Source organism: Nostoc sp. CHAB 5836 (assembly GCF_020829445.1).
Classification (GTDB): domain Bacteria; phylum Cyanobacteriota; class Cyanobacteriia; order Cyanobacteriales; family Nostocaceae; genus Nostoc.
The window spans coordinates 50,549-63,732 of record NZ_JAIVFV010000003.1; the positions used below are offsets into that span (position 1 = coordinate 50,549).

Below are 13,184 nucleotides of genomic sequence, written 5' to 3' on the forward strand. Positions count from 1 at the left end.
GGGATCGCAGAGTGCAGAATATAGGTTCAATGCTTGAAACACAAGTCATAGTTGGTTTATGAAAAATACCAAGATTTTCAAACTAACCTGCGAAATCTGGGCTTTACGTCACAGTAAGTTCCGTTTGCCTAGTGCAAGATCGGCTAAACTTGCATTGAGACTCATCATGGAGTAACCTTGATGCTACATATTAAATATAGATTTCAAAGCTTTGAAGAATACCTATCTTATGATGATGGCACAGATAAACTCTATGAGTTGTTTAATGGAGAGTTAATCGAGATGCCTCCAGAGTCAGGAATTAATGTTGAGATTGCCACGTTTCTATTAATTCAATTTGCATCTCTACTAGACTATAGAAGAGTGCGAGGACATGGTTTAGAACTGGAAGTCAGAGGAGAACCTAGAAACCGTTACCCCGATCTGACAATTATTCGCCAAGAGCATATTCAGCAGTTAGCAAAACGTAACACTATTCGCTTAGAGATGCTACCGCCTCTACTGGTGATTGAAGTGGTTAGTCCCGGAGAATTGCAACGAGATAGAGATTTTATCGCCAAGCGATCGCAGTATCAAGATTGTGGGATTCCTGAATATTGGATTATTGACCCCGAAGCTCAGACTATATTAATCTTAGAACTCATTGACAAAACTTACACTGAGATAGGTAACTTTTCTGGTAATGATTTAGTTGTATCGCCGCAATTTAGTCAACTAAATCTCAAAGTATCACAAATCTTTGATGCAGTAAATCAAGCTTAAAGATAAATTGCGTTCGGCTTTGCCGTTGCCCCTTGGGCAATCGCCTGTTTTGGGTATCGGCTCAATAAGTCGGGGTGGCGAATAAAAGTAAGAGGCTAGACTGTACCGAGAACGAATCTCAGTTTGCAGTACTCCAGATTGCACCATTGGTAGTTGGACTACGTTAGAGTAATCCAAGAAATAAATGATCCAAAATGCTGGGATACTGGAGAAATAAAATGAAATAGCCCTGGTATTTAAATAAGGTCTAATAAATTACTATATAAATCCGGCAGCATTTACCTAATCGTAATTTGAGAACCGTGCAAATTCATCCTTACTCAGAATTTAACCAGAGCCGCGATCGCACTAAACAGGGGTTGCAAAAATTGCTCGATCGCCTTGTCAGGTCAATAGAGCAAAATGAGTTAGTCCGCCAAACTACCAATCAACTCAGAGAATCGCTTCAGGTTGACCGGGTAGTGTTGTATTATTTTTACGGGCAGTGGCAAGGACAGGTTACTTTTGAATCTTTGAGTTCTAAAGAATTCTCAATACTTGGTTCCACTGGCCCAGATGATTGTTTTAACAATGAGTATGCTGCTTTATACTTAGCTGGACGGATAAGAGCGATCGCTGATATTGAATTAGAGCCAATCGAGTCTTGTCACCGAGATTTTCTGGGCAGTATGCAGGTTCGTGCTAATTTGGTTGTACCAATTTTGATTCCCAGAGGATTATGGGGATTGCTAGCAGCACATCACTGTCAAGGGCCTCACGATTGGTCGCCATCAGATATAGAAATGATGCAAACGGGCGCACAAACTCTAGCAACGGATCGTAACATTGTGGAGAGTTAAAATAATTCGGAATTCATGCCGTGTGCAAGTCAAACCTAACCCCCAACCCCTTCCCTACTAGCCCTCCCCATTATTGAGTACATTGCAACAGTTGTGCTTGAGGATAGTCTTTTTGTAGTTGCAACTGCCGTTGTGGCTGCGGGCGTCCGTAAGTCGATAACTGTTGTAATACTTTAGGCTCAGGTGGAGTTGACAACTGCTCCTCTCCTAGACTGCTGAACAAGACGACAGATTGTAATTGCAAACGACGTTGCTGGTGCTGCTGATAAAGTTGAGTGTAAGTCTGAACAACCTGCTGCCACTCTGTCGCTGGACAATAGCTGCGATCGATCAGTATTGTGATTGCCGGAATTGCAAAGAACCAACTGATCAGCACTCCGGTGATTAAAAACACTAACCAACTGAGTCCTAAAGTTTTGAGGAGTTGCGTGTTGAGGTTCATTGTTGTGATTTTTCTAAAATTACTGGATCAGAGATTAGTCTGAAACAAGTCTTTGAGCAGAACTTGTACTTTTTCGGGTGTGCCTTGGTAAACACTGCCTTCTCGAATCGCAGCGATCGCTTCTAATTCCTGCTGATTCACTTCACCGTAGGCAATGGGATATACTCTCACACGGCTGTACTTAATCACATCCTTAATTTGTCTAAAATCAAGTCCGTTGGTTCGTTTTCCATCGGTGAGCAGTAGTAGATAAAATCGACCCTTGGGATCAGTTTTTTGTTTTGCCATCAGATCTGCCAAACCAACAGCGAGTCCATCATAGAGAGCAGTTTCACCATCAGGTTGAAGTTGGTCAATGGCTGCAAATAATCGCTTTTGTTCTAATTCGTTGAAGGGAGCGAGGGTGATCCGGCGAGTGGGGCGATCGCTAAAGGTCACTAACCCAATCTGATTACCTCGGTTAATTTGTTGGCTGGCAAATCGTAACGCTTTCTGAACCGCTTGCAGACGGTTGTTTAGCTCCATTGAACCGCTAGTATCCACAATCAGTTCCATGTAAACTGTATGTCCACCATCTTTACGCTGTTTCCAAAATGACTGAGCGGCTTTGAGGACTTCACCAGATGGTAGGGGTGGAAATTGATTTCGCTGGAGATACTCTGTTTTTTCATATCCCTGTTGTTGAGCCAATTGTTGCATTGGTGCAGAGGTAGCAAAGGCAGCAAATTTCTCCAGGGCTTCTCGCTCAGATGCCGTATTCCAATCAAATCCAACTAATGGCGAATTTTCAGGAACACCGAAGGGAATGTAAGCAAGCTGTGCAAATTCTGGCTGTTTTTTCAGATTGACATAGCTTTGGTAGGCCATGACAATTGCCTGAAACTTTTGGGGATCACGAATCCAAATTTGCTTTAAGTCCAGGTATGTGGGCGTCGTGAGGGCGATTTGTTTCTGGAAGGTGCTAAAAACTGAATTGACTTGAGAAGACTCTAGTTCAGCAATAGTTAATGGTTTGCCATCTTGAGTATGACCTGCTGAACGCCAAAGCAGTGTATGCAGAAAATTCAACGCCGATGAGGAGATATAAGGATTGGAATAACCAACTTGGATTTTGTCTGCGAGAATGGCATCCATCAAGCGATCAAACGTCACCCCTCCACCTTTAGCCAGTTGTTGATACACCTGGGGTTGGATTGCAAAGATGGCTTGGTTCGAGACTAATGCAGGTGCGATCGCTTGTAGTGGCAATCCTTCAGCTTTCAGTAACTCCAACCACAAAGCCGTTGCTGGTGTGTAGCCTGCGGGTTTCCCTTTCTTAGCAGCTAAAATCTGTGCGCCCAATCCAGAAGGAATATTCCGAATCCCTACTTGAATGACTTCTCCAGACTTGAGCCTTTGTGGTTGCTGATTAAATTTTTCTACAACATCAATTAACCAACGTTCATCCTGTCGTTCTCCATTCGCTTTTTCAGCCGAGCTGTAGATTTCGACATACACGATATTCGGATCGTTGCTTGGCTTTGCACCGTAAAGAGGAAAGAAGTTTGGATCGGGGACAGAATCAGCTAGTGGAGGAATCACCGCATTATAGGCGGCGGTGTCAGATACAAGCTGTGAATCCAATTGAATACTGGGTAAAAGATGTTGGCTTAGATAGTGATCGGCACTTTCAAATGAATTGATTGATGATATTGGTGATGGTATTGTACAAGTGGACAAAAATGTCAAGCATAGTCCGATCGCTAGGCAAAATTTGAAAGGCAAATTTTTCACAGTTTTTAATTTTCTAAAATTCCTCTTTCGTTTTCCGCAATCAGTGTTTGCAGCCGGATCGAGATGACAGCAGGAGCGCTAAGTGAACGCCGCTCCAAACTTTCCAATGCAATTTGGTCGTGCAATTCCTGAAGCTGGTCATGGGTTTGCTGAAGTCGAGTCATGCTGCTTTGTAACTGTTGTTGTGCCAACTCTCGATAACGTGGTGTTTGCACTTGTTGAATAACCTGCAATGCTTGCACCAGTTGGTCAACTAAATCTAGAACAGTGTGCAATGTTTCGAGCAAGTCTGGAGTGAAAGTTGATTCCTGTTGGGCAATTTGTGTCGCGATCTGCCCAATGGCTTGAGCTTGTTGCTGAACCGATCGCCACAGAGTTTGAGAAGTATCAGGAATTCGGTTATTAAAGTAGCTGATATGACTTAAAAAAACATCTTTTTCCAGTAAATTCGCGGAAGTTGCTGAAGAGCTTATTTTTTGGCCTTCGAGTTGCACGTACCAAGAAGCGATCGCCAATCCAACAATCACTGCGCCGCTAAATAGAACAATTAAACGTATTCCTAACCACAAAACAAAGCTAATATAACCAATTAATAAACCAGCCACTAAAAATTGAGTGTGAGAGAGTCGAAAAGGATTGCCCCTCGGTTGAGTCATCATTGTAGAAATTAATTTTGGAAACGGATTGCTGATGTGCGATCGCATTCTTTAGCCGTGATCAGTTTGGCATCGGCGGCGAAAGTAATAGACATCTGGTAGAAATTAAATATGCCTTACCTAGAACCCTTGTAGAGACGTAGCAGTGCTACGTCTCTACATTTTTTTTCACCAGATGTCTAATGAATTCGTTGATAGCAAAGCTTTTGCAAACGATGAAATCATTTGCAGAGTATGCAATTAAATAAGGCCTATTTCATTCTCATCTAGCCCGCCTCAGAATGAATTCTGAGTCTAATAGCAAAAGTCGTCTAAAGACGACTGAGAAAAGGTTATAGTCCAATACACTTGGGTTAAGCATTTCTTCGCTCTCTTTCTCTCTTCTCTCTGTGCCGCGCCAGTTGCTACCCTGCAGGAACCCTAAGAGCGAACAAGTCTCTTAACCGCAAGGGCGCACTGGCAACTCCTTATCTGGAGCGGTAGCCTGCGGCTTGCCGCAACTCTTGGAGACGCAAACGCGAGTGCGTCTACGTTAAAGAAAAAGAGTTTTAGCCTTAAGTGAACCGTATTGGGTTATAGTCCGTTTTAACGGACTTTAGTTATGAGCCCGGAACTTCAGTTCCGGGTGGTTTATGTCTAGAATGAAATAGCCCTGGATGTAGCACTGCTACATCTCTACAAAGGTTCTGGATAACGATGCCCCCAAATGCGATCGCATTGACTACGGGGGCTGTGCGTCATCGCAAACTTTTAAGCAAAAATGCATTTAGAAAGCGAACAAAGTGCTGACTAGGCAAAGATGAAATCTATAGAGAGAATGACATTGGTAGTGTCTTGAACGTTAGCGATCAAGTCAATGCCATAGTAAATTTGTGTGTCTAGAGCAGAATTGCCACTCAAGTTTGCATTCCCAAGAGAGTATAGACTAGAGAAACCCCCGGCTAGAATCGAATCAGAAGAGGGGTTCCAGTCAGTAATGGTAGCGTAACCAAAACCTTGGTATCCAACACCGAAGGAACCGCCAAGAACGAAAGTATCAGAACCAGCACCACCAACCAGGATGTCGTTTTCTACTAAGCCACTGTTTGTAGAGCCGAACAATGTATCGTTACCATCTCCGCCATAAAGGATGTCATCCTGATTGCCGCCGAACAATATATCATTGCCAGCAAAGCCAAACAATGTATCGTAGCCGTCGTAATCAAACAAACCAGAGCCAACGGAGTAGCCAGCGATCAGGTCGTCACCGTTGCTGCCAAAGAGTACATCATTGAAAAAGCTGCCATTAATAATAGCCATTTGAGTTTCTCCTTGATTTAAATCGAATTAAGGCAAAGGTATTTGGATAAATCTTCCATCACCTCATTGGTACGCAATCCAATACTTTTCGGTTAAGGGAGAAAGGGGAAAGGGAAAGGCTTTGAATTCACCTTTACCCTTTGCCCTTTAACCAACTAAGAGACTAACAGGGAGTAGTTTACGCTTATCCGAAAAGTATTGACTCAAGAGACAATGCTTTTTACCCCAATACACTTGGGTTAAGCCCAAAAAATTAAATTATGTAGTTTTCAAGCCTTTGTTGGGTTTAACTGCGTTCAAACGCCACTTTGCTCAAGTCGAGAAACCCGCTCACACAAGTGGCTCCCCAACCTACAATTATTCTTAACCCAAGCGTATTGCTTTTTACCCTACAAAGGACTATCGGAGGCTAGAGTAAAAATCGCCCGAATTTTTACGTAACTTTACAAACAAATATTGTATTGGACAGGTGAGAGACCACTTATAAAGTAAACCTTAAATTGTCGGGTGCGTTAAAGCAGCGCGTAACGCACCTGAAAATATGGTGCGTTACGGCTAAATTAAACTTTCTCAAACCCTCAAATTCCTACACAGCCGTAACACACCCTACTTAATATTTACTTTATAAATAGGCTCTGAAAGCTTGCTTCTTCGTAAACTAACAAGAGGTCTTTGTCTTAAGTTGTTTTAGGATAAAGGCAATCAGCAATTGCGATCGCCGAAATAACAAATGCCATCGCCGAAATAACAAATGCCATCGCCGAAATAACAAATGCCATCGCCGAAATAACAAATGCCATCGCCGATGTAACAAATGCCATCGCCGAAATAACAAATGCCATCGCCGATGTAACAAATGCCATCGCTGATGTAACAAATGCCATCGCCGATGTAACAAATAGACATCTGGTGAAAAAGAATGTAGAGCTAAAACCTCCCCCCGTTCACGGCGAGGGGATTGAGGGGTGGGGTAAAGCGTATGTGGGACAAGGCGTAGGCGTAGGTTGGGTTGAGGAACGAAACCCAACATCCTCAAGACTTTCTTGAGTAACGCTTACACTCTACCCAACCTACTTTTCTACTTTTCTTTTTAACCCAAACCTATTGCCCCATACCCAACTTTCAAGACAAATCTAAGTACGTCGGTGCGAAAAAACCCAAGTATGTTACGAAACGTAAATAAGCTTAAAACCCTTACTAGTAACAAATGACAAATGACAAATGACAGCCTTAGCCAGTTAACTTTAATTGCCCCGACCTACTTAGGACAAGGAACGTCTTTCACGAGATCAAACCTCAATTTATTATTTACAGTAACGATCGCACGAGTGGTAAATTCTCTGCGATCGCCCGTCGCATCAAAACTAATCGGGAAGCCTTCGATAATCGCACTAGATGCTGCTACCCCAGGTATAATTCCTGTCTCAGACAATTTCTGCTGAATATCCTGTCGAGTCACGGGTGAATTTGATGATAATTTAATGGCTTGCAACACCGCTTGAACAGCCTCATATGCTAAGGCTGTCCGTCGATTTAAATCACCGCCCCAGTATTCATTGATCTGTTTTGCAAACGCTGCTGCACCACATTGCTTTTGATGCCAGTCAACCGCAAGGAATAAGCGATTTACTGTGGTATCTTTAGCCTGATTAATAACTTCTTGGAGATATAGGGAATTTGACCCTAAAACTGGTTTTTTTCCATTATTCAATTTGATGATATTGATTGCTTTTTGAAATGCTTCAGTATCGTTAGTCTGCCCATCGGCCAATACTGCCAAAGCATCTGCATCTTTCACCTCCGGCGGAAGTTGACTAGTATCGAAGTTTAGATCAGATAAATCAAACGTAGCAATTACACCTCCCTTAAATGCTTTGATAACCTGAACAAACTGATTAAACAAATCTTTGCTAAAGGACTCTTTGCTATTGTAAAAAACAACCACTTTTGGCTGAGGCTTTTTGAGATCATCGACTAAATACTGTACCAGACTATGGGCTTCTACTCGAGTTGATGAAACAGTTCTAAAGAATACTTTATTGGGATCGCCACCGCAGTTTGGATTCGATTGGAGGTTAACAACGGTGCTGGTGGGAGAAATAAGCACAAGCTCCTTTGGGGAATAAACTTTCAAAGCTGCACAGGTATTGGGAGAAGTGTAGTGCCCCACCACAGCGAGAATTTTGCCATCTTTGGAGAGGATTTCTGCAACCTGCTGGGCTTGATCAGGGCTATTGCTATCGTTAGCAATCACGACTTGTAAGCTGATCTTCTGCTTGACGGCTACATCCTGCGCTTGAGCGACTCCAAATACGATACCCAATCCGGCATCAAGATTCAATGGCGCGGCAACAGCAATGGTGTAAATTGGCAAATTCGGGTTTTGGATATGCCGATCATTCACAAAAGCATTGTTACGATAAATCAGGATTTCCGGATCTTGTAGTGCTGCTAAAGCCTTTTGATAGAGACCCGGAACAGATTTTTTGTGTTGTGCCTGACTATAGAGACCCGGAACAGATTTTTTGTGTTGTGCCTGACTACGGAGGTCATCAAAAATGCTCACCGCATCTTTATATTTACCTTGAGAAAATGCTTTAATGCCTTGCAGTTTTAACGAGAGATATGGTTCACTCAGTTGTACTTTGCTATTAGCAATTGACTTTTCACCATAGCTAATAAAATCCTCAATTGGCTTTTGACGATCAAGGCTCTTTCTGTTATCAGCAATTGGCGGTTGGCAGATTGAGGGAAAAATCTGACACGCAATTGGACTAGCTTGAGGGATGATTACAATCAAGGCAAAGGCAGCAAATCCAATAGTAATGAAATAATGACGACGGAAATAAGATCGCAAGCGCGATAGTAGTGATTCGGGTCGCGTGATGGGTATCGGGGGAGTTGAGACAGGCCAAACTAACTCTGGTTGATTAGGATTCACGCAAACGACGGGTAGCCAAGATGCGGCTGGAAAAATGCTTTGTATAGATTCGAGGCGATCGCGAGCCTCACGCACTGCCAGACAAAGAGGTGTACCCTGAGAAAATTCCCTCAAAAAGTACAGTAAGAATTGACACGCAATCCGATCCGGCACAGGTTCCCGCATCACGATCAGAGCTGGCACATTCAACCCTGCCAAAAAATCTGCAATCCCTAACCCATCACAGGAATTGAAGATTGCCAACTTTAAACCTCTCGTTACCGCTCTCGTTAAGCTTTGACGTAACGCATGTAACGGTAAAAAATTACCCTGACTAATTTGGATCTGTCCACTTGTTCCCTGACTGGAACTATGTCCGGCAAAAAACAAGATATCCCAATCTTCATCAAATAACAGGCGAGATAGAGTTTCTTCACTCGGCTCTGATTGCCTAATAATTTCTGCTCCACGCTGTTGGAGGATCTCTAATGCTGCTTGATCTTCTTCTAGTTGCAAACCACCCTGAGAACTACCGAAAATGGCTAAAACTCTGACTGGTGCTTCTAAAGTGGCTACTTGACGACGAAAGTTCGTGAACAAAGCAAACTCGCCATTGGGTAGGTTGGTAAATAAATCCCAGACGTGCCAGGGTAGCCTACGCAGAAGTTCATTTTGGTTTTGATCTTGAGTCGGACATCTAATGATAATTGGCACAGATTGATCGGTTCTGATTCTGGTATTTGCCCGAATGCGATCGCGCAAACTGCTAAACGCTCTATCTTGAAACCATCTTCTACAATAGTCCTCTAGCCTTTGAGTTCTTTGTCTCCAATTTTCGACATTGGCTACGTTCGTTACTTGTCCAGAAACCGCTTGCAGTTGACGACTGCCCTCTAGTGATATATTTTGCCACTCTTGATATAACTGCGGTATTTCAGGTGCAGCAGGAATAAGAGGCAAATCATCATGTTCTTGAATAATTTGACCATCTTCTAAAATCTGAAGCGACACAGAGAAACCGTCAACGAAGCTACCAGCACTGATTCGGAGAACGACAGCGACGTTTTTAGGAAGTTGAGGGCTAGAGGAGGACTGCACCATAGACAGACAACAACGCGATAGTGCCTGGAGATAAAGAATTTATTTATTAGATAAGCACGATTAAGCTTGGCTATGCAAGAGAAAGTTAAACAATAAAACTTTCGGTAAAGCTGGCATCATTGAGAACAACACGGGCACTGAAGCGATCGCCTCCGTCTGCCGTAAATTTAAACTGCATATAATGATCTTGCTGTCGCGATTTCACTTCTTCAAAAAACGGATTTCCGGTTTCATCCAGCACGATCAGCTTTAATCCCAACGGCAGATGAGACAGTTGCCCCTGAGGATACACCCGCAGGAGAATTAACATCTTGCCATCTGACTTAGGCAAAATACCGACCATTAATACTATAGGATGCCCGATCAGATAAATTCCTAAATCTTTGGCACTGATCACCGGACAGTCAGGATGTTGAGGATCTAGTTCCCATAAAAACTCAGCCGACTGCCAGCGAATTTCATCATCTTGAGTAGTTTGGATCAGATTTACCAAAGCTTCCTGAGGATTGAGGTTAAGCGGAATGGGTTGCACCAGATCACAAGACTGTCGGCGATAGAGTTGTTCAACCTGTTGGCGAATGAGGACTGAATTCACTTCACCTCGTTTAGGCTGTGGCTCACAAAATTGTAGAGTCAGTCCTCTGATGGTGTTGAGCAAGTCTTTTGGGGGTTGCCAATCAGGTTCAAATATGCGTTTGAGCCATTGTCTGAGTTGAACCATTGGTTGTGGCGATCGCTCTAATGTCAAACGATCAACTAATACATCGAGGGGTTGGAAATAGCTGCGTGGTACTTCCGGCACTGATACGGATTCCACAAATCCTAAAATTTGCCCTTCTTGGTAAGGTTCATCGAGTTGAATCATCACGTAGCCAAGGCGTTCTGACCACACTTCTTTAGGAACTTTGCATTTGCGATCGCTCCTTTGAAGCGAACGACACTCTAAAAAGCCTTGCAAACTGGGAATATATAGGTCTGCAATGTTTTCTAACAGGCGATCGAGGGGATTCCAACTATGACTGACTTCTAAATCAGTATCGATACCCAGCAGTTGCAAATAACGCCCAGTTACTAACACAGCTAGCGTATTCCGATAAACTTGTTGCGATCGCTCTTGGGTTGGCTGTTGTTGGGCAAACTGGTAAGCCTGCTTGCGGTCAGTCCCCGTAATCGGAATTGCGATCGGAATGAATTTTACTGGAGTATCAATCATGATTAGTGTCAAAGAAAACGTCTAGTAACTTTTCGCAATCTTATTCAGGCAATAACTGTCTGAAAATACGGAAACATCGTGTCCGACAAAATCTCTTCAGCGCCGACGGTTCAACTCCATACTCTTGGGCGATCGCATTCCAAGAAAACTCCCCTGAATCGCCCAACACCTTCAAGATATGAATCAACAAGACCTGACAGTTGACATTGGCATGACTCTGCATTCGACAATTGATCAACAGATGCGGATTATTTCGCACTAACTCTAGCCATTCTTGGATTGTTTCATGCCAACGATCAGGCTCTGGCGCAGGAGGATAAATCCACTCATTATCTTCTTCATCTGCTGGAAGATTTAACCGTCTTCTTTCTTCCTTAGCTCTTTCTCGAATGACATCCTGAATCATCCCTTTCAGCCTTTGGTTAAACCAGGTGACAAAGCTTGCTAGTGCTGGTTTATACGTGGAACATAGATTTTCCGTAAACCATACCCAGGTTCGCGATCGGGCTTCACCATAGACATCCGGTGATATCCCTCCACCATGCCAAATTAACTTGGAAGACCACATCATATCAATAATGAGCTTCTTTGCCTGACTGGGGTCATCAGTTTGACATATTTGCTCAAATAGCCATTCACGAGCAGGAATATCGTTCATGATTTCCCGGATCTGTTCTTGTTGCTGTAATAGCTTGCTCCTTTCAATTGGATTATTTAAAGCAGCCTGAAGCAAGCAAATTAGAGAGGGAGCAATAATCTTATTACACATAGAGGTCATCCAGACCCCATCAGTTTAGGTTTAAATATCATGACAGTACCTAACTAACCTCCCCTTACTTGCCTGATGGGTTATCGGAGTTAGAGACAGGGGTAATTCAAATTATTTACAAAACTTTATTAGCGGATGCCCAAGCAGAGGATTTTTAGCCAACACTGGACACTTATCCACTCAAGGAGGTGAAATGGAACCGACACCAGAGCAGAACACGGTGATGTACAGAATTTGTCAACAATTAACAAAAATGTACACGCCTATATAGACCTAAGAGAGTACATCTTGGCTCATAGAGACGACGAGGATGCTATTCATGCAATGGCGATACGTCTTCGTAATCAGGGGAAAACAGGTACAGTTGAAGAGTTTTTAGAACACGTCAAACAGCAAACTCTTGGGGATTAGGGAGTGGGGAATGGGAGATGAGGGGGATGAGGGGGATGAGGGGGATGAGGCAGGGGGCAGGGGGCAGGGGGCAGGGGGCAGGGGGCAGGAGAAGAATAACTTTTACTCTTATAGCGCTTCTAGAATGGAAGCAATACACTCTGACCTCACTTCCATTCCTCTCTTCTAAAAGGAAAGAAGCTTTGAGTCTTACTCCCCTTCCCTACAAGGGAAGGGGCTGGGGGTTAGGTCTGTATTCCATGCAATTGAGAACCGCTATAACTCCTAACTCCTAACTCCCCTTTTTTCCACTTGCCTAGCAGTACCTTTATATAGTACACATATACTATGAAATACAGGAATACTCGCCCAAAAACATTGGCGGACGAGTATTCCGGAAATAAGTTGTTAATTCTTAGTTGTCGTCTGTGGGTAGAAGTGCGATGATTTGCTCAACAAACTGTTGATGGTCAACAACTGGCTTAGAAATGTAGCCATCAGCACCGCTTTGCTTGAGAAAGTTCTCGCGATCGCCTTCCATAGCATGGGCTGTCACCAAAATAACAGGTAAGTTTGCTGTTTTTGGATCAGATTTTAACATTTGTGTAATCTTGATTCCATCAACAGATTTACCTTGATAAACACTTCTAGACAGAGAAACATCCATCAAAATCAGGTCGGCTTCTCCTGATTGGGCAATTTTTATGACTTCTTCGACATTTTCGGTGTGTTTGACACCCAAGCCGCCACGCTTGGACAAAATTTTGGAAAAAACACGAGCATTAATTAGATCGTCTTCGACAATTAAAACAGTTTTCATGAGAATTTTAGTTATAGAGGTGAGAGGATTCCAGAATTCCAGAATTCAAAATTAACAAATGCAATCATGGAAAGTATGATAGCTACTAAGTTTATGTAGATTATACTCATGTGCATCCTTTTTAATAGTCAATGTGCATCCTTGTCATCAAGGATGATACTAGTGCTTTTTGTTGTGTGACTATCAAAATTTTGTGATCA

12 protein-coding genes are annotated in these 13,184 nt (G+C 43.0%); 3 read left to right on the forward strand and 9 right to left on the reverse strand.

Annotated features, from left to right (window positions below):
- Window positions 1–180 precede the first annotated feature (180 nt).
- Together LC605_RS01295 and LC605_RS01300 are read left to right on the forward strand one after the other, a co-directional pair.
- Window positions 181–762 (forward strand): Uma2 family endonuclease, encoded by a 582-nt coding sequence (locus LC605_RS01295; RefSeq protein ID WP_229545777.1) that lies wholly within the window; start codon window positions 181–183, stop codon window positions 760–762.
- Between the two features lie 302 nt (window positions 763–1,064).
- Window positions 1,065–1,601 (forward strand): GAF domain-containing protein, encoded by a 537-nt coding sequence (locus tag LC605_RS01300; RefSeq protein ID WP_229545778.1) that lies wholly within the window; start codon window positions 1,065–1,067, stop codon window positions 1,599–1,601.
- A 70-nt stretch (window positions 1,602–1,671) separates the two neighbouring features.
- Here LC605_RS01300 and LC605_RS01305 read toward each other — a convergent pair whose 3' ends face one another.
- The 8 genes from LC605_RS01305 to LC605_RS01340 form a co-directional block, all read right to left on the reverse strand.
- Window positions 1,672–2,043 (reverse strand): hypothetical protein, encoded by a 372-nt coding sequence (locus tag LC605_RS01305; RefSeq protein ID WP_229545779.1) that lies wholly within the window; start codon window positions 2,041–2,043, stop codon window positions 1,672–1,674.
- A gap of 27 nt (window positions 2,044–2,070) precedes the next feature.
- Window positions 2,071–3,666 (reverse strand): VWA domain-containing protein, encoded by a 1,596-nt coding sequence (locus LC605_RS01310; RefSeq protein WP_229545780.1) that lies wholly within the window; start codon window positions 3,664–3,666, stop codon window positions 2,071–2,073.
- A gap of 155 nt (window positions 3,667–3,821) precedes the next feature.
- Window positions 3,822–4,475: a hypothetical protein gene (locus tag LC605_RS01315; protein WP_229545781.1), complete on the reverse strand. Its 654-nt coding sequence runs from the start codon at window positions 4,473–4,475 to the stop codon at window positions 3,822–3,824.
- Window positions 4,476–5,261: 786 nt separating this feature from the next.
- Complete coding sequence (locus tag LC605_RS32725; RefSeq protein WP_306426832.1) at window positions 5,262–5,771, reverse strand: calcium-binding protein; 510 nt, start codon at window positions 5,769–5,771, stop codon at window positions 5,262–5,264.
- Window positions 5,772–6,473: 702 nt separating this feature from the next.
- Window positions 6,474–6,677 (reverse strand): hypothetical protein, encoded by a 204-nt coding sequence (locus tag LC605_RS01325; protein ID WP_229545782.1) that lies wholly within the window; start codon window positions 6,675–6,677, stop codon window positions 6,474–6,476.
- A 352-nt stretch (window positions 6,678–7,029) separates the two neighbouring features.
- Window positions 7,030–9,792 carry an ABC transporter substrate-binding protein gene (locus tag LC605_RS01330; RefSeq protein WP_229545783.1) on the reverse strand — a complete coding sequence of 921 codons (2,763 nt, stop codon included), beginning with the start codon at window positions 9,790–9,792 and terminating at the stop codon, window positions 7,030–7,032.
- Between the two features lie 85 nt (window positions 9,793–9,877).
- Entirely contained in the window at window positions 9,878–11,005 is a 1,128-nt protein-coding gene (locus LC605_RS01335; protein WP_229545784.1) for a DUF1822 family protein, read from the reverse strand.
- Between the two features lie 40 nt (window positions 11,006–11,045).
- Window positions 11,046–11,774, reverse strand: a complete 729-nt coding sequence (locus LC605_RS01340; protein WP_229545785.1) for a hypothetical protein — start codon at window positions 11,772–11,774, stop codon at window positions 11,046–11,048.
- 234 nt (window positions 11,775–12,008) lie between these two features.
- Between LC605_RS01340 and LC605_RS01345 the strand changes: the two genes are divergently transcribed.
- Entirely contained in the window at window positions 12,009–12,185 is a 177-nt protein-coding gene (locus LC605_RS01345) for a hypothetical protein (RefSeq protein WP_229545786.1), read from the forward strand.
- Between the two features lie 394 nt (window positions 12,186–12,579).
- Here the strand turns inward: LC605_RS01345 and LC605_RS01350 are convergent, their stop codons facing one another.
- Window positions 12,580–12,984 carry a response regulator gene (locus tag LC605_RS01350; protein ID WP_229545787.1) on the reverse strand — a complete coding sequence of 135 codons (405 nt, stop codon included), beginning with the start codon at window positions 12,982–12,984 and terminating at the stop codon, window positions 12,580–12,582.
- Window positions 12,985–13,184 lie beyond the last annotated feature (200 nt).